The organism is Mesorhizobium zhangyense (genome assembly GCF_011045115.1).
In the GTDB taxonomy this organism is placed as follows: Bacteria; Pseudomonadota; Alphaproteobacteria; order Rhizobiales; family Rhizobiaceae; genus Mesorhizobium_M; species Mesorhizobium_M zhangyense.
The window spans coordinates 464,681-484,918 of sequence record NZ_JAAKZG010000003.1; the positions used below are offsets into that span (position 1 = coordinate 464,681).

The 20,238-nt window shown below is 62.2% G+C and carries 20 protein-coding genes; 8 read left to right on the plus strand and 12 right to left on the minus strand.

The genetic code is table 11. From position 1 onward, the window contains the following. Positions 1–26: 26 nt before the first annotated feature. Positions 27–881, minus strand: a complete 855-nt coding sequence (locus G6N74_RS09050) for an EAL domain-containing protein (RefSeq protein ID WP_165116463.1) — start codon at positions 879–881, stop codon at positions 27–29. Next, complete coding sequence (locus G6N74_RS09055) at positions 878–1,768, minus strand: EAL domain-containing protein (RefSeq protein ID WP_165116465.1); 891 nt, start codon at positions 1,766–1,768, stop codon at positions 878–880. Before G6N74_RS09055 ends, G6N74_RS09050 begins: the two co-directional genes overlap by 4 nt. Before the next feature lie 192 nt (positions 1,769–1,960). On the opposite strand from G6N74_RS09055, the gene G6N74_RS09060 reads away from it, so the two are divergent. After that, the gene (locus G6N74_RS09060; RefSeq protein WP_165116467.1) at positions 1,961–3,163 is read left to right on the plus strand and encodes a pyridoxal phosphate-dependent aminotransferase; all 1,203 of its coding nucleotides are present in this window, start codon (positions 1,961–1,963) and stop codon (positions 3,161–3,163) included. A gap of 80 nt (positions 3,164–3,243) precedes the next feature. Here G6N74_RS09060 and G6N74_RS09065 read toward each other — a convergent pair whose 3' ends face one another. Further along, entirely contained in the window at positions 3,244–3,642 is a 399-nt protein-coding gene (locus tag G6N74_RS09065) for a (R)-mandelonitrile lyase (RefSeq protein ID WP_165116469.1), read from the minus strand. Positions 3,643–4,023: 381 nt separating this feature from the next. Then, a complete protein-coding gene (locus G6N74_RS09070; protein WP_165116471.1) occupies positions 4,024–5,613 on the minus strand; it encodes an ABC transporter substrate-binding protein in 1,590 nt (529 codons plus the stop codon). Between the two features lie 259 nt (positions 5,614–5,872). On the opposite strand from G6N74_RS09070, the gene G6N74_RS09075 reads away from it, so the two are divergent. Then, positions 5,873–7,924, plus strand: a complete 2,052-nt coding sequence (locus tag G6N74_RS09075; RefSeq protein WP_165116473.1) for an elongation factor G — start codon at positions 5,873–5,875, stop codon at positions 7,922–7,924. Between the two features lie 906 nt (positions 7,925–8,830). Beyond that, a complete protein-coding gene (locus tag G6N74_RS09080; RefSeq protein ID WP_165116475.1) occupies positions 8,831–9,331 on the plus strand; it encodes a methyltransferase family protein in 501 nt (166 codons plus the stop codon). A 22-nt stretch (positions 9,332–9,353) separates the two neighbouring features. Here the strand turns inward: G6N74_RS09080 and G6N74_RS09085 are convergent, their stop codons facing one another. Next, positions 9,354–10,250, minus strand: a complete 897-nt coding sequence (locus tag G6N74_RS09085) for a LysR family transcriptional regulator (protein WP_165116477.1) — start codon at positions 10,248–10,250, stop codon at positions 9,354–9,356. A gap of 131 nt (positions 10,251–10,381) precedes the next feature. Beyond that, positions 10,382–11,356 (minus strand): thioredoxin-disulfide reductase, encoded by a 975-nt coding sequence (gene trxB, locus G6N74_RS09090; protein WP_165116479.1) that lies wholly within the window; start codon positions 11,354–11,356, stop codon positions 10,382–10,384. A 258-nt stretch (positions 11,357–11,614) separates the two neighbouring features. Between trxB and G6N74_RS09095 the strand changes: the two genes are divergently transcribed. From G6N74_RS09095 to G6N74_RS09105, 3 genes are read left to right on the plus strand one after another with little or no spacing between them, the layout of a single operon-like run. Further along, a complete protein-coding gene (locus G6N74_RS09095; protein ID WP_165116827.1) occupies positions 11,615–12,097 on the plus strand; it encodes an Lrp/AsnC family transcriptional regulator in 483 nt (160 codons plus the stop codon). A gap of 33 nt (positions 12,098–12,130) precedes the next feature. Beyond that, a complete protein-coding gene (locus G6N74_RS09100) occupies positions 12,131–12,760 on the plus strand; it encodes a hypothetical protein (RefSeq protein WP_205826581.1) in 630 nt (209 codons plus the stop codon). Between the two features lie 57 nt (positions 12,761–12,817). Then, a complete protein-coding gene (locus G6N74_RS09105) occupies positions 12,818–13,519 on the plus strand; it encodes a glycosyltransferase (protein ID WP_165116480.1) in 702 nt (233 codons plus the stop codon). 69 nt (positions 13,520–13,588) lie between these two features. On the opposite strand, the gene G6N74_RS09110 is transcribed toward G6N74_RS09105, so the two are convergent. From G6N74_RS09110 to greA, 4 genes are all read right to left on the minus strand, one after another. Continuing rightward, positions 13,589–14,473, minus strand: a complete 885-nt coding sequence (locus G6N74_RS09110) for a glycosyltransferase family 8 protein (RefSeq protein WP_165116482.1) — start codon at positions 14,471–14,473, stop codon at positions 13,589–13,591. Between the two features lie 107 nt (positions 14,474–14,580). Continuing rightward, the gene (locus tag G6N74_RS09115; RefSeq protein ID WP_165116484.1) at positions 14,581–15,324 is read right to left on the minus strand and encodes a glycosyltransferase family 25 protein; all 744 of its coding nucleotides are present in this window, start codon (positions 15,322–15,324) and stop codon (positions 14,581–14,583) included. Next, complete coding sequence (locus G6N74_RS09120; RefSeq protein WP_165116831.1) at positions 15,321–16,361, minus strand: glycosyltransferase family 4 protein; 1,041 nt, start codon at positions 16,359–16,361, stop codon at positions 15,321–15,323. The genes G6N74_RS09115 and G6N74_RS09120 overlap by 4 nt, the downstream gene beginning before the upstream one ends. A gap of 73 nt (positions 16,362–16,434) precedes the next feature. Then, positions 16,435–16,908 carry a transcription elongation factor GreA gene (gene greA / locus G6N74_RS09125; protein ID WP_165116486.1) on the minus strand — a complete coding sequence of 158 codons (474 nt, stop codon included), beginning with the start codon at positions 16,906–16,908 and terminating at the stop codon, positions 16,435–16,437. Between the two features lie 324 nt (positions 16,909–17,232). Here greA and G6N74_RS09130 point away from each other — a divergent pair, with 324 nt between their 5' ends. Continuing rightward, on the plus strand, positions 17,233–18,378 hold the full coding sequence (locus G6N74_RS09130; protein ID WP_165116488.1) for a PQQ-dependent sugar dehydrogenase: 1,146 nt from the start codon (positions 17,233–17,235) through the stop codon (positions 18,376–18,378). Positions 18,379–18,442: 64 nt separating this feature from the next. On the opposite strand, the gene G6N74_RS31365 is transcribed toward G6N74_RS09130, so the two are convergent. Together G6N74_RS31365 and G6N74_RS31370 are read right to left on the minus strand one after the other, a co-directional pair. Continuing rightward, positions 18,443–18,736, minus strand: coding sequence for a tetratricopeptide repeat protein (locus G6N74_RS31365; protein WP_312857851.1), 294 nt, complete (start codon positions 18,734–18,736; stop codon positions 18,443–18,445). A gap of 114 nt (positions 18,737–18,850) precedes the next feature. Beyond that, entirely contained in the window at positions 18,851–18,976 is a 126-nt protein-coding gene (locus tag G6N74_RS31370) for a hypothetical protein (RefSeq protein WP_312857852.1), read from the minus strand. Between the two features lie 361 nt (positions 18,977–19,337). Here G6N74_RS31370 and G6N74_RS09140 point away from each other — a divergent pair, with 361 nt between their 5' ends. Further along, positions 19,338–20,234 (plus strand): DMT family transporter, encoded by an 897-nt coding sequence (locus G6N74_RS09140; protein ID WP_165116490.1) that lies wholly within the window; start codon positions 19,338–19,340, stop codon positions 20,232–20,234. Positions 20,235–20,238: the final 4 nt, after the last annotated feature.

The following is a 20,238-nucleotide window of genomic DNA, read 5'->3' on the forward strand; positions in this document are numbered from 1 at the left end:
CGGGTCTATCAGCGCGGCTGATGTGTTTATCCGAACAGCCGCACCACGTTGCGCCCGCCATCAAGCAGCCGCGCGATCGGCAGTGGCTTCTCGTCGAAAACCGTTCCGGCCAGCGCGGCAAGCGCCAGAAGGTCGCCTTGGAACAGATCGACATTTGCATCCAGCGCGACACGCAGCGACGCGGCGTCGGCTATGCCTTCGACAAGCACCTTCACGCCCTGGTCCTGCAAGGCCGAAACAATCGGCGCAAACAGCCGCGCGGTGGCGCTGTCCCGGCAGATCTCACCGAACCATGTCTCGTCCACGCGCACGACATCCGGGCGAATCAACTCGATCTCATCGTCGCCGGCCTGCCCGACGCCGTAGACGCGCAAACCTGTCCGAATGCCCTTCCAGCGCATTTGCTCGGCAAGTTGCAAAACATGCCCGGCTTCTAACTGCATGGCGTTGTCGAGTTCGCAAACCAGCATGTCCGGGCACAGCAGGGTATGTTCCGGTTCCCACGCGGCGGTCGGCAGGAAGCTCAAGAAGGTATCGAGATCGGCCGATCCCGGATCGAAATCGATGAACATGTCGACGTCGCCGAGCCCGATATTGCGATAGTTCCGCAGATGCAGCACCTGAAACAGCATCTCGGCAAATTCGGCCGACGGAGCTGCCGCACCGTCCCGAAACTCCTCGACCGTCAAAGACCGTCCATGCCGGAAGAAGGCCGGCACGGATTTGACGCCCACCGTCACCAGCACGTCATCCGAGCGCGAAAAAATCGGCTGGCAGGCGCTCTTAAGCCGAAGATCGCCCATGACGCCGATTTCGATACCCACTTCGTCGACGAAAACCGCCTCGTCGATGGCAGCCAAAAGGCCTGATGCGAATGTCATGAAGGCCTCCTCCGGCCGAATTTTCTGTCTGCGCGCCGGGCACTGTGGACGGGTTTCACTTGGGGTTGCGGCTCGACGGCCAGTTCTGCCGGCGGCGTTTCCGGCAAGGGTGACGCCACGGCCACCACCGTTTCCGGCCGAGCCAGCACGAAACCCTGCACCATGGAGGCGCCGGATCGTTCGGCGAGGTCCAGTTGCCAGCCCTCCTCGATACCCTCGAACACGGTCATGATGCCCTGTTCGGCAAAGTTCTCGACCATGGAGGTCAGCAGCGCGAAGCCGGCTCCCGTTTCCATCAGCCGGGCAATCCACTGCGCGTCGAATTTCACGATGTCGGGCCGCAATTCCCGGATGCGCGTGATGTCAGACTCGGCTGCGCCATAGTCGTCGATGGCGATCCTCAAGCCATTAGCCCGCAGCGCTTCGACGAAGGCGTAAAGCACCTCCTGCGAGGCGGCCTTCTGCTCCGTCACTTCGCAGATCACGCGATAGGGCTCGATGCCGGCCTCGTGCAGCACCAGGCGCAGGTCGCGCAGAGCGTTGTCGACAACCGATCGCTCGGTGAAGATGGAGGGGTCGAAATTGACGAAGATCGTGGCATCCGGGTCCAGCCAGATCGCCGCGTTCAGCAGATGCAGCGTGCGCGTCAGTGTCTCGACGGACAGCCGGTCGGCGGCGGCGATCTCGTTGAAGAAAGTCGTCGGCGCCACCTGAACGCCGTCGCGCGAAGGCCGCAGCAGGCCTTCATAGGCAACGATCTGCAGCTTGCCATCGCGGAAGGCAAAGATCGGCTGGAACGCCGTTTCCAGCGTGAATGCACCCCATACGCCTGTCGCGGTACCGTCATCGCCGCGGATGACGTGATTGAGGCCGACACTGCGCGACACGATGCTCGTTGCTCCGGAATTGACGCCGGAGATTGCCACGCAACGTTTTATTGCGCGTTAATAAATCCATGAATCGGCCCACACGGCGATTTGTCTTGGCAACGGCCAAGCAACACTTGCGATTCTCCGCACAATCCGACATGAGAAGCGCGGCTGAAAACTGGCCCATCCATGAACCGGAGATAAAACGTCATGGCCTTCCTTGCCGATGCCCTTTCACGCGTAAAGCCTTCTGCGACCATTGCGGTCACCCAGAAAGCGCGCGAGCTGAAAAATGCGGGCCGGGACGTGATCGGCCTTGGCGCGGGCGAGCCCGACTTCGACACGCCGGACAACATCAAGAATGCGGCCATCGACGCGATCCGTCGCGGCGAGACCAAGTATCCGCCGGTGTCCGGTATTGCGCCGCTGCGCGAGGCGATCGCCAATAAGTTCAAGCGCGAGAACAATCTCGACTACAAGCCAGAGCAGACCATCGTCGGCACTGGCGGCAAGCAGATTCTGTTCAACGCCTTCATGGCGACGCTGAACCCCGGCGACGAGGTCATCATCCCCCGTCCCTACTGGGTCAGCTATCCCGAGATGGTCGCGATCTGCGGCGGCACCTCGGTTTTTGCCGAGACCTCCATCGACAACGGCTTCAAGCTGACGGCAGCGGAGCTGGAAAAGGCGATCACGCCGAAGACCAAGTGGCTTCTGATGAACTCGCCGTCGAACCCGTCGGGCGCGGCCTACACCGAGGCCGAACTGCGGGCGCTCGCCGATGTCCTGCTCAAGCATCCGCATGTCTGGACGCTGACCGACGACATGTACGAGCACCTGACCTATGGCGATTTCGTCTTCAAGACGATCGCCGAGGTCGAGCCGAAACTCTACGACCGCACGCTGACCATGAACGGCGTCTCCAAAGCCTATGCCATGACCGGCTGGCGCATCGGCTATGCTGCCGGCCCGGTCCAGCTCATCAAGGCGATGGACATGATCCAGGGCCAGCAGACCTCGGGCGCCTGCACCATCGCACAGTGGGCCTCGGTCGAGGCGCTGAACGGCCCGCAGGACTTCATCGCCAAGAACAAGGCGGTGTTCCAGGCGCGCCGCGATCTCGTCGTGTCGATGCTCAACCAGGCGCGCGGCATCACCTGCCCGTCGCCGGAAGGCGCTTTCTATGTCTATCCGTCCTGCGCAGGGCTGATCGGCAAGAAGACGCAAGCCGGCACGGTCATCACCGACGACGCGGTCTTCACTTCCGAGCTTCTGGAAGCCGAAGGCGTGGCGGTGGTTCAGGGCTCGGCCTTCGGCCTCGGACCCAACTTCCGCATCTCCTACGCAACGTCAGAGGCGCTGCTGGAAGAAGCCTGCACCCGCATCCAGCGCTTTACCGCTTCGCTGACCTGATCGGCGCATAAATCGAAAACGGAAAACCCGGCCTCGCGCCGGGTTTTTTCTTGGAAGCATTTAATACGCCTTCCGGCGCCTCAGCCGCCATACTGCTCGTCAGACACCTTCTCCAGCCAGTCGGCGGTAACGCCGTCGAGCGCTTCCTGCATGGCAATGTGCGACATGGCCGTATTCGGGCCGGCGCCATGCCAGTGTTTTTCGCCGGGTGAAAAGAAGATCGTATCGCCGGCCCTGATTTCCTGGATCGGCCCGCCCCAGCTCTGGACGCGGCCTGCGCCGGAAACGACATGCAGCGTCTGCCCAAAGGGATGCGTATGCCACGCAGTCCGCGCGCCAGGCTCGAAACTTACCAGGACGGTTCGCAGTCTCGCCGGCTCTTCCGGCTCAGTCATCAGGGGCGTCTGGAAAACCCGTCCGGTGAAGTAGTTCTCCGGCGCGGATATCGTCGGCACACTGCCGCAGGCAACGATCTTCATGGTCGGGTACTCCTTCGGGTATGCGCGGATGAACAAACAAAACCGCCCGCTCCTTTTTGTGGAAGCGGCGGCACTGTTGCTCTTTATCATCCGGAGCGCAATGAACCATTGCCGGCCCTGACGTCCGCCGAACCGTCGTCATCCCGGGCGACCGTAGCGAAGCGAAGGGAAGACCCGGGATCCATTGACCAGCACGGCCGGGTACTGAGTTCGCGCTGCGGTATTGAAGCGCACCAAGGCAAGGACCGGGCCGTGCCTGACGATGCTGCGGCCAATAGATCCCGGATAGCCTCCGCTTCGCTCCGGTTTCCGGGATGACGACATCCTGTGCCGCCGCTCAATCAGCTCAGTAGATCGGCGGTGCACAACGCTGCGTTTTCCTCACGCGTTCAGCCAGCACTTGGTCAGCGCATGTCCACCCATCAGCTCGCCATTCGGATCGTCGACCCAGCCACCGACACTCTGGCTGGTCGCGTCGATGTAGTTGTTGAACATCGGCACGATCACCCCGCCCTCGTCGCGCAGGATCATGCCGGCATCGCGGTACATCTGCTTGCGCTTGGCCTGGTCGAGTTCGGCCCGCGCGCCGAGGATCAGCTTGTCGAAATCGTCGCGGAAGAAGCGCGTGTCGTTCCATTCGGCGTTCTTGAGATAGGCGATCGAGTAGACCTGGTCCTGCGTCGGCCGCCCCGTCCAGTAGGACATCGAGAAGGGCTGCTTGTTCCAGGTTTCCGACCAGTAACCGTCGCCCGGCTCGCGCTTGACCTCGAGGGTAATGCCGGCCTTGGCGGCACTCTGCTGGTAAAGCTGCGCAGCATCGACAGCTCCGGGAAACGCCACGTCGGAGGTGCGCAGCAGCACCGGCCCGTCATGGCCGGATTTCTTGAAGTGGAAGGCCGCCTTGTCGGGATCGTATTTGCGCTGCTCGATATCGTCGGAAAACAGCGCATAGGCCGCCGTCACCGGCATGTCGTTGCCGACCGAGCCGTAGCCGCCGAGGATCTTCTGCACCATCTCCTCGCGGTCGACGGCGTATTTGAGCGCCAGCCTGAGGTCGTTGTTGTCGAAGGGCGCGGTGTTGCAATGGGCGATAAAGACATAGTGGCCCTTGCCCGGCACGTTGCGGATTTCGACGCCCGGCACGCGCTTGACCAGTTCGACGATCTTGGGCTCGACGCGGTTGATCATATGCACCTGCCCGCCTTGCAGGGCGGAGGTGCGCGCGGTGGCGTCGTTGATCACGATGATCTCGATCTGGTCAGCATGGCCGCGCTTGTCCGAGCCCCAATAGCCCTTGTGAAGCTCGCCGACATGGCGCACGCCGGGTTCGTTGACGGCCACCTTGTAAGGGCCGGTGCCGATGCCTTCGGTCGGGTTGTCCTTGCCGCCATTGGGCTGGATCATCAGGTGATAATCGCCCACGACATAGGGCAGATCGGCATTCGGATCCTTCAGCGTGATGACGACGTTGTCGCCGTCAGCCTTTATGCTCTCGAAGCTCGAGACGAAGGCCAGTGCCGCCGATTTCGAATTGGCGTCGGCGTGGCGCTCCAGCGTCGCCACGATATCGGCCGGCGTCAGGTCCTTGCCATTGTGGAAGGTCACGCCCTTGCGGATCTTGAAGGTCCAGGTCTTGGCGTCATCGGAGGCGTGATATTCTTCCGCAAGCCGCGGCTCGATCTCGCCGGTCGGCGAGACCTCCAGCATCTGCTCACCCCAGCAGCGGCCGAACGTGTAAGGCACCTGGCTCGCCCAGGTCGCCGGGTCGAGGCTGTCGGTGGCAGCGCCGCCGACAAGACCGCCCTTCAGCTGGCCGCCCTTGACCGGACCTTCGGCGCGCGCAGCACCCGCCAGCAGCGAGTTGGCGAAAGTCGCGGTCACGCCGAGTGCGGCTGCCCGGCCGAGAAAATCGCGGCGCGACAGCCGCCCGAAAATGACATGACGGCTCAAGAATTTCAGTTCATCGGACATGGCAGAAAATTCCTCCAGCACCGTTTGACGGTTGTTGCATTCCCCAAGGGGATATTGGCCGGACGGCCAATCAGGCCACGGAGCCGGTTGCGACATTTGATGGCGCAATTGGCATGGCGGCTCGCCAATCCCCTTGCCCTTGGCCCGTCCTCATGTGACGATGGCCTTTCGACGGGACAAGCCTGTCCCGCCGCGCGACGGCCGGGAGGAGGCCGGCCGCCGCCTCGGTGTCAACACGTGAGGAGGAGGTCGTCAGACCATGGGAAATCGCGCCGGAGGAAGACGCACGGGACCGAAATGCATTGCCATCGTCGGTCCCTTTGCAAGCGGAAAAACAACCCTTCTTGAAGCCATACTTGCCCGAACGGGCACCATAGCCCGCCAGAACCCGGTCTCATCGGGAAACACCGTCTCAGATCATTCCGCCGAAGCGCGGGCGCATGCCATGAGCGTCGAGGCGACCTTCGCCACCACCGAGTTCATGGGCGACAGCCTGACCTTCGTCGATTGCCCCGGCTCGATCGAATTCGCCTTCGAGGCCGAACCGGTGCTCGCCGCCTGCGACCTCGCCGTCGTGGTCGCCGAAGCCGACGAGAAAAAGATACCCGCCCTGCAGCTCATCATGCGCAAGCTCGACGAACTCGGCGTGCCGCGCATCCTGTTTTTGAACAAGGTCGACAAGGCTATCGCCGGCGTGCGCGAAACCCTGAAGATGCTGCAGCCGGCAAGCACCGCGCCTCTGCTGCTGCGCCAGATACCGCTGCGCAAGGACAACATCGTCATCGGCTCGATCGACCTGGCGCTGGAGCGCGCCTACATCTACCGCGAACATGCCGAAAGCGAAGTTGCCGAGATTCCAGGCGACGAAAAGGCGCGCGAGATCGAGGCACGCTTCTCCATGCTCGAGACACTGGCCGACCATGACGACCAGTTGATGGAACAACTCCTCGAAGAGATCGAGCCGCCCAAGGATGCCGTCTTCGACGACCTGTCGGCCGATCTGCGCGACGGCTCCGTCACGCCTGTGCTGATCGGCACTGCCGAGAAGGGCAACGGCGTGCTGCGCCTGCTGAAGGCGATCCGCCACGATGCGCCCGACATTGAGGCGACGCGCAAGCGGCTCGACGCACCGGATGGTGCTGCAACCCTCGTCCAGGTGATGAAGACGGTTCACACGGCCCATGGCGGCAAGCTGTCCATCGCGCGCATCCTTTCCGGCAGCGTCGCCGACGGTACCGAACTGTTCGGGCAAGGCGGCGACAGCGCCAAGGTGTCCGGCATCTACCGCATGCTCGGTAAGGATCAGGCCAAGCAGGCGTCGGCCAAGGCCGGCGAGACGGTAGCCCTCGGCAAGCTCGACGGCGTGCGCACCGGCCAGACGCTGACCTCTGCCAAGGGCGGCATCGCGCCCCTCATCGCCCTGGAGGCACCACAGCCGGTCTATGCCTTCGCGCTGCGGCCCAAGGAGCGCAAGGACGAGGTCAAGATGTCGGCGGCAATCCAGCGGCTCGCTGAAGAAGACCCGTCGCTCGGCCTGCGCCACCAGCAGGATTCGAGCGAGACGGTGCTGTCCGGCCACGGCGAGATGCATCTACGCGTTACGGTCGAGCGGCTGGAGGGCAAGAACCAGATCGCCGTCGAAGGCCACACGCCGGCCGTGCCCTATCGCGAGACGATCCGCAAAGGCGTCCAGCAGCGCGGCCGCCACAAGAAGCAGTCGGGCGGCCATGGCCAGTTCGGCGATGTCGTGGTCGAGATCAAACCCCTGCCCCGCGGCTCGGGCTTCCAGTTCAGCGACACCATCACCGGTGGCGTGGTGCCCAAGACCTATATCCAGTCGGTCGAAACAGGCGTGCGCGATTATCTGAAAACCGGCCCGCTCGGCTTTCCGGTGGTCGATGTCGCGGTCAACCTGTCGGACGGCTCCTACCATGCGGTCGATTCCTCCGACATGGCATTCCAGATGGCCGCCAAGCTCGCCATGAAGGAAGGCATGGCGGCGTGCTCGCCGGTGCTGCTCGAACCCGTGATGAAGGTCGAAATCTTCACGCCTTCGGACGCGACGGCCAAGATCACCGGCATCGTGCCGCAGCGGCGCGGGCAGATCCTCGGCTATGACGCACGGCCAGGCTGGCCGGGCTGGGATGTCGTCGAGGCGACCATGCCGCAGGCCGAGATCGGCGATCTCATCATCGAGCTGCGCTCGGCCACCGCCGGCGTTGCCAGCTACCGCGCCGGTTTCGACCATATGGCCGAACTGACCGGCAGGCTGGCCGACGAAGCGATGAACGCTAACGGCAAGGCCGCATAAAGCAAACGGTGAAAAGCAAAACGGCGCCTGGACCAACATCCAGACGCCGTCTTTGCGGACCGTACCGCCCATGGGGAGTGGGTGGGGAGGAAAAGCGGCACGTCAGGTCCGCCGCAACACTTTCCGATACGACTGCGCCCCGAAACATGTGGCGCGAAACTGGCTGGACGCGACGGCTGCCTAAGCCCTGGTCCAGCCGAGTGATGCCCCCATCTCCCGGCGGCCCAACGCCGCGTCCTGAACGATGCCTAGCAAATTCGAAACCTGTGCGGCACGTTACCGGGGGTTACATGTCACTGTTACGTCGCCGGCCCTTTTCACAGCAAGGATACCGGGTGCCATGTTACGCGTCATATGCGCTTCCATACAGCGAAGGTAACGCAACGAGACAGCCTGCGCGTTCACAAACACGAGAGCGACGTTCTCGAAATCAGGAGAGTGGCCGTGCGTTCCCTTCAGTGCTGAAGGATGCGGCCTGCGGGAAACCGATGGCGCAATCACCCACCCCTCAAAGCAAATACCGCGGGCTGGCCGGCTGACGCCAGGCAACAAAAAAGCCGGATCTGAAAGACCCGGCTGAGTTTGATTGGAAGTGCCGATTAAGGCTAAACCTCCAGAGGGGAACACTCTCGGGCGCTAATGGGAGGAGGAACGCGCCCAGGAGATGACTGTTATATGCGCCTCTCCTGCCCAAGAAACAAGCAAAAACCTTGCAAGGCTGCCATGCAAAATGACGCAGGCTGTGGTCCAATCGCCGGGGCGATCGCATAGGACCAAGGGAATCCAAGGAGAAAGCAGGCTCGACCGTTCGTTTTCGAAATCCCGCAGGCTTGCAGTCTGATGAGGAACAGGCGAGACTTCTTGCCTATTTTATAGACACCGACGAAAAGGGGCTAAGTTTTACGCATGCGCAAGCCATCCGCGATTGCAGGCAGTGTACTCTTCCTGATCCTGGCTCCGGGTGTCGTGGCCGGGCTGCTGCCATGGCTGCTCACCGACCGCTATGGCCTGCCGTTCTCTTCCATGGCCGGCTTCGTCGCAGCGGGATCGCTGCTCGTCATTGCCGGACTGGCAGTGCTGCTCCACGCATTTACCCGCTTTGCACTCGAAGGATCAGGCACGCCTGCCCCCGTCGCGCCGACCGAGAAACTGGTTGTCGGCGGCATCTACCGTTATGTCCGAAACCCGATGTATGTAGCAGTGCTGTCGATCATCCTTGGACAGGCCCTGCTCTTCGCGCACTCGCCGGTCGCCCTGTATGCCTGTGTCGCCGGCGCCGCCATGTTCGCCTTCGTCAAAACCTACGAAGAGCCGACGCTGGCGCGCCGCTACGGCGCTTCATACCAAGTCTACCGCCGCGCGGTCCCCGGCTGGTGGCCGCGCCTCACGCCGTGGAAGGGCAAATAAGCAATTCCAGGAAAAGTGCGCGTCAGAACGACCAGCTTCGCGCCTTGGCAATCACGAAGTCGCGGAAGACATGCAGCTTGGCCTGGTTCTTCATCGCGTCGGGATAAGCCAGGTAGGTGTCGAAGGACGGCACCTCGGTCTGCGGCAACACCTGGACGAGTTCTGTGTCCTTGTTCACGAGATAATCCGGCAGCATGGCAATGCCCGCCCCCGTCTGCACGGCGCGCCTGATCGAAAGCAGGTCGTTGATCTGCAGATTGGCCACGCGCTGCCCACCCTCGAAATCGCCGACCGTCTCCAGCCAGTTCAGCTCGCTCAGATGCGACGGCACCGGCAGTCCGAACGTCACGATGCGATGCTTCTTCAACTCAGCCATCGTGTCGGGCTTGCCGTATTTGTTGATATAGGCCGGCGAGGCATAGAGGTGGAAATGCACGGTGAACAGCCGGCGCTGGATCAGGTCCGGCTGCTGCGGCTGCCTCAGCCTGATCGCGCAGTCAGCCTGCCGCATGGTCAGGTCCAGTTCCTCGTTGGCGAGGATCAGCTGCAGGTTGATTTCCGGATAGAGTTCAAGGAATTCCTGCACCCGTTCCGTCAGCCAGCCCGCACCCAGGCCGACCGTCGTCGTCACCTTGAGCACGCCGGATGGCCGGTCCTTCGCCTCGGTCAGCCGGGTCTTGATCGATTCCAGCTTCATCAGCACGTCATGCGCCGTGCGAAACAGCATCTCGCCCTGTTCGGTCAGCACCAGCCCGCGCGCATGGCGATGAAACAGCGGCACGCCGACATCATGCTCCAGCGCGCTCACCTGCCGCGAGATCGCCGATTGCGAAAGACGCAAAGTCTCGGCCGCATGTGTGAACGAACCCGCCTCCGCCGCAGCGTGAAACACGCGTAGCTTATCCCAATCCAGTGCCATGGTTCCCCTCGTTCCGCCGGCCCTTATTTATACTCCCGAAGTTGCAGGCTTTTGGACAAGAATGCGTCAAAACAACGATTTAGAGCGCAATCCTGATTCAATCCACAAACATTGGGGCCGGTCTGTTCCGCTTATTCCGCCGCTTCTCTGTGCACCTCGATGCCTGCCAGATACTTTTCCGCTTCCAGTGCTGCCATGCAGCCAAGCCCTGCGGCCGTCACCGCCTGGCGATAGACGTCGTCGGTCACGTCGCCCGCCGCAAACACGCCCGGCACGTCGGTGCGCGTCGAGTCGGGAGCGGTCCACAGATAGCCGTTCGGCTTCTGCTTGAGCTTGCCGACGAACAGCTCCACCGCCGGCGCATGGCCGATCGCCACGAACACGCCATCGACCTTGAGGTGGCTTTCCTCGCCGGTCACGGCGTTGCGAAGCTTCAACCCGTCGGCCGAAGGCGGCATCGGCGCCTTGCCCGGCTGGCCGGTGATCTCGTCGACGACCGTGTCCCAGATGACCTTGATGTTGTCCTTGGCAAACAGCCTCTCGCGCAGGATGCGTTCGGCGCGGAAATCATTGCGCCGGTGGATCACCGTCACGCTCTTGGCCAGGTTGGACAGATAGAGCGCTTCCTCGACCGCCGAATTGCCGCCGCCGATCACCGCGACGTCCTTGCCGCGATAGAAGAAACCGTCGCAGGTGGCGCAGGCCGAAACGCCGAAGCCCATATAGGTCTGCTCGCTCGGAATGCCGAGCCACTTGGCCTGCGCGCCGGTGGCGATGACCAGCGCATCGCAGGTGTATTCGGTGCCGGAATCGCTCTTCAGCCGGAACGGCCGCACGTCGAGATTGACCTCTGTAATCAGGTCGTTGACGATTTCGGTGCCGACATGCTCAGCCTGCTTCAGCATCTGCTCCATCAGCCACGGCCCCTGGATCGGATCGCCGAAGCCCGGATAGTTCTCGACATCGGTGGTGATCATCAACTGGCCGCCCTGCTGCATGCCGGCGACCAGCACCGGCTTGAGCATGGCGCGGGCGGCGTAGATCGCGGCCGTATATCCGGCCGGACCGGAACCGATGATGAGAACAGGCGCGTGTTTGGTCGTCATGGGACAGCCTTCGTAAACTGGAAACGGCAGAGCGATTTCAACGAAATAGTGCCATTAATCTAGGTGTTGCCGGGTGTGGCAGCAAGGCAACGAATCGATAGTCCCCGGAAAGCTTTGCCCCGCGCCCGTTCATGCCTGCCGTTTCGGCCTCGACCTGCCGGGAAAATTTCCTTCTTCCGGGGCCTGACGGAAGCAATCTTATAGTTTAATTACACGATCGCGACAGATTCTTGCGCCCAACGCACCGAAAGGACAATGATGCCTCTCAAGGCCGATCTCGACGCTATCGACTGGAAAATCCTGCGCGAACTGCAGGACGAGGGTCGCATGACCAATGTCGAATTGTCGCGGCGCGTCGGCATCTCCGCTCCGCCCTGCCTGCGGCGGGTCAAGCGGCTGGAAGATTCGGGCATCATCCGCGGCTATCGCGCTTTGCTCAACAGCCCGGCGCTGGGGCTCGATGTCGTCGCCTTCTGCCTTGTCGGCCTGCATCATCACGCCGAGGTCGAACTGAAAGCCTTCGCCGACCGCACGCGGCTCTGGCCCATCGTGCGTCAGGCCTGGATGGTGTCGGGCGATTCGGACTTCCTGCTCCATTGCGTCGCCAGCGACCTCGCCACGTTCCAGGCCTTCGTCATCGAGGATCTGACCTCGACGCCCAATGTCGACACCGTGCGCACCGCGCTCACCATCCGCCAGGTCAAGGACGAGGGCGTGGTGGCGATCGGCGATCGGGCCTAAGTGCCTCACATGCCGTCCGCTCCGTCAAAACGCATGATCCCAAAGCGCCTCTTAATCGTCGGCAACGGCCCGCTGTCGCGGGACTTTTCCGCCGAGGTCGATGCTGCCGATTTCGTCATCCGCTTCAACGAACCGAAAGCCTCCATCGGCATGAGCGGCGTCCGCACCGACCGCCTGATCATGGCCAATTCCGGCAAGCCGATGCAGCGCCGGCTCGAGGATCCCGCACTGCTCGAATCGCCGATCTTCCGCGCGACGAAGGAGCTGATGTTCGCCTATCACCCGCACATCATCGCGCGCTACTTCCGCCGGCCCAACATCCTGTCGCGCCTGAAAGGCCGCCGCACCGACTGGACCTTGCCCGCGATCGAGAAATTCGGCGGCGCCGGCAAGGAAATCCGCATCATGCCGCCGCAATTCTACATGGAGGGCTGCCGTCTCCTCGGCGTTCCCGCCGACAAGATGCACGAGGTATTTCCCAGCACCGGGTTTTTCGGCATCTGGCATGCGCTTGAGCATTATTCTGCCCAAGAGTGGCGTATAGAGGTCTGCGGCTTCTCATGGCAGGGATGGCAACGTCATGCCTGGGCCGACGAGCGGCGCTGGGTTGGCGAGCAGGTCGACCAGGGCCGCATTGTCCTCATCGACGAGGGCGTCAATTAGAGTTTTGTGGACGCAAATCTAAGTAGCCCCACATCGAGAAAGGAAACGGACATTCAGATGAGTGAAGCATTGAGAATCTTCATTGGCTGGGACTCCCGCGAGCCAATCGCCTACGAAGTCGCCAAGGCGACAGCCTTGAAAAATTCCTCCATCCCGCTCGATATCCAGCCGATCAAGCTCGACGATCTCGTCGCCAAGGGCCTGTATTCGCGCGATATAGACCCGCTGGCCTCCACCGAATTCACCTATTCCCGCTTCTTCACGCCGCATCTTGCCGGCTATGACGGCTGGGCGCTGTTCTGCGACTGCGATTTCCTGTTCTTCGGCGACCTCGCCGACCTCCGCAACTATCAGGACCCGTCAAAGGCCGTTCTGTGCGCCAAGCACGACTATCAACCCAAGGATGGCGTGAAGATGGATGGCAAGGTGCAGACCAGCTATCCGCGCAAGAACTGGTCGTCCTTCATGTTCTTCAACTGCGCGCATCCCTCCACGCGCCAGCTGACCCCGGAATTGATCAACAGCCAGACCGGTGCCTATCTGCACCGCATGCAGTGGGCCGCCGACGATGAGATCGGCGACCTGCCGATCGAATGGAACTGGCTCGAAGGCTGGAACGAAAAGCCGGCCAAGGGCCTGCCCAATGCCGTCCATTTCACGAGCGGCGGCCCATGGTTCAAGGACTGGCAGGACGTCGACTATGGCGACGAATGGCGCACTGAGGCGCTGAAGATCGACCCCGCTTTCAAGCCGATCTGATCGAACCCCGATTTCATGGCGGGTATCAAGAGATGCTCGCCATGAAGTCTTTCAAGCCGGGCGTTAAACTCATTCTTCGCCAGCCGAAGCGCTGACCGTGCCCCGAATTCGACCCTTGAGTGTCTTCCAACGCATCCGCAGGCTTCGCCGAAGCGCGGAAATCGGACGACGTGCCGCCCAGGGTGTCGCGGCCCGGTGGCGATCGTAGATCTGCTTTGCCGGCCAGACGAAATCGGAGTGGAACGGTTTCCTCTTGCCTTTGAAGTGAAGGACAGCGGTCGCCTCGCATTCTTCCAGCGACAGCCCTTTCACACCGCGATTCCACGTGCCGGGGATCGCGACCCAGTCGCCTCCGACAACATGGTTCAGGACGTCCTGATCGTGAAAATGGATGGGTCCCTTGCGGTTTGCCGCGTAATCCATGCAGCGCGGTCCCAGATCGCGGCGGCGCCATTCGTCGATATCGAACAGCAGCACGCCCGAGTTGAAATAAGGCGCGTCTGCCTGGCGCCCTATGCCGGCATTGATGGCCGCAAGCTTGTCCGGCGCAATGCTCGAACGCACCGCAGCAAGTGGCAGACCTTTCAGGTCGAACTCGCGCAGGAAGGCAAGGCTGTGGTTCACCACGACGTCGCAGTCGAGATAGAGCAGCCGTCCGATACGGTCGTTCAGGAGGTCAGGCATGAGCATGCGGACATAGGCGACGGCGGTGATGTAGCGCGTCGTGCGCAACCGCCGCAGAGCGGCGAGTTGCCGCCCATCAAGATCGAAAAAGGTGACCTTGATGCTTTGACCGGCGCTTTCGCGCAGCCACTTCTTGTCCCGGTTGTTAAGCCCTGCCCCGAACAGCACCACTTCGCTGCCCGCTGAATCACCATTTTTTGCAAGTGAAGCCAGCATGACGCCGGCCAATTCCGCATAATGATGATCGGTAGCACATGCGATAAGCATCATCCTCCCGTCCCGAGTCCGTTGCCAACCGTCAAAAACATAGCGCGCCTCGCAGCGCCGCAAAGGCCGAATAGCCAAAGAATTATTGCAGTGGTTTGAAGGTCTGCCGGCTATGCGCGGCGCGGACGGTTTCGATACGACACGGCACGCAAGGAGAGCCGGTAGGCTGCCCGCTTGATCTCGCGCGAAATCACCTCGCCAAGCGGCTTCGACTTCTTCTGCACCACCGTTCCGCCGAGCAGATGATCGATCTGGCGAATGCAGACAGGTGAAACCGAGAGAATGCGCGCCTTGGTCAGCCAGCGCATCTGGATGGTCGTATCGACCGGGCGATCGAATATCTCGGTCGCTTTCAGCAGTTCCGCTGCTGCATCCCGCCCGACAAGCTGCATCTGCATGCCCAGCCCGACATGATCCGGCTCGACCAGCATCGCGCCGGTCCAGCCCGCCACCTCCCGACCCTTGTCGGTATGGCTGCGATAGGGAAAGCGGATGTAGTCGCCGGGCTTGATCGTCTTCAGCGCCATCGTCAGCGCCTCGCGGAAACCCTCGCCCTCCGGCTGAACATCGTCTTCGACGATCAGCCCGGCATCGAGCCCGCGGTCGACGATCTCCTGCCATGCCTTGCGATGCGACAGGAAGCATCCAACCTCGGCAGCACGAAGCTCGAACGGGTAGCGCGGGCGATGCACGTTGCGGCGATAGACAGCGCCAATGTCGCTCTCGCTCAGCTTCAGGCCGTCGACCGCGTCGATAACGTTCACCGTCAACGGAAGCATCGCTTTCAGCGCCTCGACCTGTGGCCGACGCCCTTCTGCGCGCTGGAGATGGATAATGAAGGCTTCGGCGTTCATCGCATGGCCCAGACATGGTCGTAGACGCGCCGCACGCCCTCGGCCTCACGCTCGAGCGGAAACCGCGCCCGGACTTCGGCCAGCGCGTTGATGCCATGTGTTTCAGTCAAGGCCGCGTCGGCAAGATAGGGCCTGATCGCCTCGCGCAGCGCATTGCCGTCGCCCGCTGGCACGAGTGCGCCGGTCTCACCCTGCACGATCATCTCGGCGTAAGCGCCGGCGTCGCTTGCCACCACCGCCGTCTGCGAGGCCATCGCCTCCAGCGGCGTCAGCCCGAAACCTTCATTGCGCGACGGCGCGACATAGAGCGAGACGCGGCGATACCACGGCTTGATGTCGTCCACCTCGCCGAGAAACCGGATGCGGTCGGACAGACCGGCCTTGGCAATACGCGCCTTGAGTTCGTCCGCAAACGCCTTGTGTTCCGCCGTGACGCGGCCGGTTATCACGGCTGTCCATTCCGGATGCTGCGGCAGCAACGCGATCATCGCGTCGACGAACAGATCCGTCCCCTTCTGGTGCCGCACGCGCCCGAAGCAGCCGACGGCATATTTGCCGGGCAAGCCGGATGCCATAAACGCATCATCGTCGCCCGCTGGCGGATGGAACACGTCGAGATCGACGCCGTGCATGACCACGCTATGGGGCACTTTCAGGAAACTCGCCGACTTCTCGCCGGTGGCGATTACAGCATCCATCTGCCGGATCAGCCACTTTGTGAAAGGCCGGTGGTCGCGCTGCGCAGCCGAGGTGAAGACGAGTTTCAAAGGCGCACGGAAGATATCCCGCAGCACCAGCCCCGCGACCATTTCCGTATTGCGCCGTGCATGCCAGATGCGATCCCGGCCGGACTTCGGCCGCGTCCGCAGGCTGGGAAGCTGCCACCAGCGCATCTTGGGCAGGCTGTCGGGCAGGCCGGGACCGACCGTGACGATGCCCAGCGTGCGTGCCTGCACCGGCACAAGCTGGATGATCGTGCTGGTCACGCCGGAAAGGCGCTGCTTGAGATTGGGAGCGATGACCTCGACGGTCGACATGTCGGGCACAGCCGAGCGTCCGGCGGCAGCCGATGGGGCTGCCGCTGCACCCTTGGCGTTCATCCGGTTATCCTCAGATGAACTGGACTGCGACAACCTCATAGCCACGTGGCCCGCCGGGCGCGTTGACCTCGATGGTTTCGCCGACTTCCTTGCCGATCAGCGCCCGCGCGATCGGTGAAGAGATGGAGATGCGGCCGGACTTAACGTCAGCCTCCTGGTCGCCGACGATCTGATAGGTCTTTTCCTCTTCAGTGTCCTCGTCGACCAGCCTGACGGTGGCGCCGAACTTGATCTTGTCGCCGGACAGCTTGGAGATATCGATAACTTCGGCGCGCGCGATCAGATCCTCGAGTTCGTTGACCCGGCCTTCATTCAGGCTCTGCGACTCCTTGGCGGCATGATATTCGGCATTTTCCGAAAGGTCGCCATGCGAGCGCGCCTCGGAGATCGCCTCGATGATGCGCGGACGCTCGTCCTGTTGGCGCCACCGCAGCTCTTCCTTCAGCGTCGTGAATCCGGCGGCGGTCATCGGGACCTTATTCATTTCAATCGGCCTTTCCTCAAATTACCTGCCCGTCGGAATCCTTCCTGAAAAGACGCGGGCGAGCACAAAAAGAAAACGGTCCGGCAGCCTTGGCCACAGGAACCGTCCTTACAGTTCCAATTAATATAGCGATCTTCTCACGTTTTTCACGTCAAAAAACGAACCCGGCAAAATTCTTGTACCGGCAGCCACTCTTTTCGCGGTTCGCCGGGCACTCGCACTTCACGCACAACTCACCGGCTTGTGATCGGCAAGCCGCAATGTTTACCCCCTGCCGCTCAGCCACGTCTTGCCTCACATTTGTGTTCGCCTACCTTGCTTAGCATGAGCCCGACAAAAACCCTTGCCAGCTCCGCCGTCCTGCTTGGCCTCCTTGCAGGATCAACCATCACTCCGGCCCTCGCCCAGCAGACATTCGAAACGCAGAAGGCCAAAATACTGGCCGAAACCGTCGTGGATGGCCTCGAAAACCCTTGGGGTCTCGCTTTCCTGCCCGATGGCGAGGCAATCGTGACGGAACGCGATGGCCGCATTCGCATCATCGCCGACGGCAAGCTGTCCGAACCCGTAGCCGGAGTGCCGCAGGTCGCGGCAAGCGGACAGGGCGGCCTGCTCGATGTCGCACTGTCGCCCGACTTCGCCACCGACAATCTGATCTTTTTCTCCTATTCCGAGCCGGGCGAAGGCGGCCAGGGCACGGCAGTGGCGCGGGCGAAACTCGTCCGTGACGGCGCAAGCGCCAAGCTCGAAGACCTCACCACCATCTTCTCCATGGCGAAGAAGACCGGCACGTCGCATCATTTCGGCTCGCGGCTGGTTTTCCGGCCTGATGGCACCCTATTCATCACCACCGGCGATCGCGGCCAGGGCGATCGTGCCCAGGACATGCAGGACAGCGCCGGCGCGGTGATTCGCATCAATGCCGATGGCTTCGCCCCCGCCGACAATCCGTTTGCCGATGGCGGAAAAGGCCTGCCCATCCTCTGGTCGAAGGGCCATCGTAATCTGCAGGGCGCGACCTTCGATCCGGTCATAAATGCGCTGATCACTGTCGAGCACGGCGCAAAGGGCGGCGACGAGATCAACTATCCCGAAGCCGGCAAAAACTATGGCTGGCCCGTCATCACCTACGGCGTCGATTATTCCGGCGCCAAGATCGGCACCGGCACCGAGGCGGCTGGCTACGAACAACCGCAATTCTACTGGGACCCGTCCATCGCACCGTCCGGCCTCGCCAGCTATCAGGGCGACATGTTCCCCGAATGGAAGGGCGACCTGCTGGTCGGCTCGCTGAAATTCGGCCAGTTGTCGCGGCTTGAGCGCGACGATGCCGGCAAGATCACCGGCGAAGAACGCATGTTCGACGCAGATTTCGGCCGCATCCGCGACGTGAACGTCGCGCCCGACGGCTCGGTCTGGCTGCTGACCGACGAAAGCGACGGCGCTATCATCAGGCTGTCTGCCGGCTAGATGACAAAGAGCCCGATCGCTTTCGCGATCAAGCTCTCATCACACCCCGCTCAACCGCGTGGGATCAGGACTTCGTCTTCTCGAAGGCGTCGATCTGCTTCGACAGCTCGGCATATTCCTCGCAGCCCTTGCCGCAGCGCTTCTCGATCTCCGAAAGCTGCTGGCGGGCCGATGCGACATCGCCAAGTTGCAGATGCGCCTCGCCGAGATATTCGCGCACCAGCGTGTAGTTCGGATCGGCCTTCAGCGCCTCTTGGTAGTAACCGAGCCCGACAGTCACGCGGCCCATCTTCCGGTGCGAATAGCCGAGATAGTTCAGGATGCGCGGATCGGATTTGTTTTCAGCAAGGCTGAGCACGCTGATCGCCTCGCCATAACGGCCGGCCAGCGCGAGCTGGCGTCCGGTCAGGTAGAGGCTGTTGTCGTCGGTATAGCCGGCCTTCTGCTTGACACATTTTTTCTTCGCCTGATCCTAAACTTGCCCCTTGCTGCACGTCGGAACCGTCGGCGCATCGCCGCCCGCGGCAAACACTGGCACGGCAAAGAGCGGCGCTGCGACGATCAGCGAAGCCGCATAGATGGCAATCCGGGTTTGCATGGAAAGTCCTCCTGAAAAGATCCGTTTTCCATACTAACGCATCGCGCGCCCGCTTTCATCCCGACAATATGCGGTAGAGCCTTCCTGCCGGTTTGGCGGCGTTTTCCGCGAGCCGTGTGAAGCAGTTCATATTCGGCGCGCCGCAATGCCCCTAGGTTAGAAGCCTAGGCCTCCCAGGCTTCATTGCCCGCACCGGTTACCACCGGGACGGGCTTTTTTTTGCCGTCCGGGCGTCCGCCTCACTTCTTGCCGCCCGGTCAGGCTGAACCCCCCATTGTCCCCCGCGTGGCTCATGCGGCCGCGCCCGGCGATGCTAAGACACGCTGGCGATATTCTCCAGCCTTCTGTAAATGCGCGTGAAATGACAAGAATTCAGGCCAATCTCCTTCTGCTGCTTGCCGGTGCCATCTGGGGCATGGGCTTTGTCGCCCAGTCGACGGCCATGGAGGCGATCGGACCATTCCTGTTCACCGGCTTGCGCTTCGCGATGGCGACCCTGGCGATCCTGCCCTTCGCGCTGCGCGAATCCGGGCGCGCGGTCAGCCCGCTGACCACGCGCAACTGGCTCTCCTTCGGCTGGATCGGCCTGATGCTTTTCGGTGCCATCGTCTTCCAGCAGATCGGACTGCTCTCCACCACGGTCACCAATTCCGGCTTTCTCACCGGGCTCTACGTGGTGATAACGCCGATATTCGCGGTCATCCTGTTCCGCAACTGGCCGCATCCGATCATCTGGCCGGCCGCGATCACGGCAATGGCCGGCATCTGGTTCCTGTCGGGCGGCGGCGCGACCACCTTCAGCACCGGCGACTGGCTGACCGTGCTTGCTGCCGGCTTCTGCGCCCTCCAGCTCATCTTCATCGGCCGCGCGGCAGCGCCCACCGGCAGGCCCCTCACGCTGGCCGTCACGCAATCCGCTGTCGTTGCCGTGCTCGGCCTGGTGATCGCGCTGGCGGTCGAGCCTATCGAATGGCAGGCAATACGCCTTGCGCTTCCTGAAATCCTCTATGCCGGCATCTTTTCCGGCGGCCTCGCCTTCACGCTCCAGATCATCGGACAGCGCTACACCACGGCCTCGCAGGCGGCCATCTTCCTGTCGTCGGAAGCGGTTTTCGCCGGCCTGTTCGGCGCGCTATTCCTGGGCGAGCGCCTGCCGGCTACCGGTCTGCTCGGCTGCGGCCTGATCTTCGTCGCGATCATTGCGGTCGAGGTTCTGCCGCAGCTGTTTGCGAAAAAGCCTGCCGCCGAGACCATCTGAAGTC

What these genes read in the sequence shown, in the direction of transcription:
- G6N74_RS09050 (WP_165116463.1), bottom strand. Translation starts at nt 881, where the DNA reads ATGACATTCGCATCAGGCCTTTTGGCTGCCATCGACGAGGCGGTTTTC.
- G6N74_RS09060 (WP_165116467.1), top strand. Translation starts at nt 1,961, where the DNA reads ATGGCCTTCCTTGCCGATGCCCTTTCACGCGTAAAGCCTTCTGCGACC.
- G6N74_RS09065 (WP_165116469.1), bottom strand. Translation starts at nt 3,642, where the DNA reads ATGAAGATCGTTGCCTGCGGCAGTGTGCCGACGATATCCGCGCCGGAG.
- G6N74_RS09070 (WP_165116471.1), bottom strand. Translation starts at nt 5,613, where the DNA reads ATGTCCGATGAACTGAAATTCTTGAGCCGTCATGTCATTTTCGGGCGG.
- G6N74_RS09075 (WP_165116473.1), top strand. Translation starts at nt 5,873, where the DNA reads ATGGGAAATCGCGCCGGAGGAAGACGCACGGGACCGAAATGCATTGCC.
- G6N74_RS09080 (WP_165116475.1), top strand. Translation starts at nt 8,831, where the DNA reads ATGCGCAAGCCATCCGCGATTGCAGGCAGTGTACTCTTCCTGATCCTG.
- G6N74_RS09085 (WP_165116477.1), bottom strand. Translation starts at nt 10,250, where the DNA reads ATGGCACTGGATTGGGATAAGCTACGCGTGTTTCACGCTGCGGCGGAG.
- trxB (WP_165116479.1), bottom strand. Translation starts at nt 11,356, where the DNA reads ATGACGACCAAACACGCGCCTGTTCTCATCATCGGTTCCGGTCCGGCC.
- G6N74_RS09095 (WP_165116827.1), top strand. Translation starts at nt 11,615, where the DNA reads ATGCCTCTCAAGGCCGATCTCGACGCTATCGACTGGAAAATCCTGCGC.
- G6N74_RS09100 (WP_205826581.1), top strand. Translation starts at nt 12,131, where the DNA reads ATGATCCCAAAGCGCCTCTTAATCGTCGGCAACGGCCCGCTGTCGCGG.
- G6N74_RS09105 (WP_165116480.1), top strand. Translation starts at nt 12,818, where the DNA reads ATGAGTGAAGCATTGAGAATCTTCATTGGCTGGGACTCCCGCGAGCCA.
- G6N74_RS09110 (WP_165116482.1), bottom strand. Translation starts at nt 14,473, where the DNA reads ATGATGCTTATCGCATGTGCTACCGATCATCATTATGCGGAATTGGCC.
- G6N74_RS09115 (WP_165116484.1), bottom strand. Translation starts at nt 15,324, where the DNA reads ATGAACGCCGAAGCCTTCATTATCCATCTCCAGCGCGCAGAAGGGCGT.
- G6N74_RS09120 (WP_165116831.1), bottom strand. Translation starts at nt 16,361, where the DNA reads ATGTCGACCGTCGAGGTCATCGCTCCCAATCTCAAGCAGCGCCTTTCC.
- greA (WP_165116486.1), bottom strand. Translation starts at nt 16,908, where the DNA reads ATGAATAAGGTCCCGATGACCGCCGCCGGATTCACGACGCTGAAGGAA.
- G6N74_RS09130 (WP_165116488.1), top strand. Translation starts at nt 17,233, where the DNA reads ATGAGCCCGACAAAAACCCTTGCCAGCTCCGCCGTCCTGCTTGGCCTC.
- G6N74_RS31370 (WP_312857852.1), bottom strand. Translation starts at nt 18,976, where the DNA reads ATGCAAACCCGGATTGCCATCTATGCGGCTTCGCTGATCGTCGCAGCG.
- G6N74_RS09140 (WP_165116490.1), top strand. Translation starts at nt 19,338, where the DNA reads ATGACAAGAATTCAGGCCAATCTCCTTCTGCTGCTTGCCGGTGCCATC.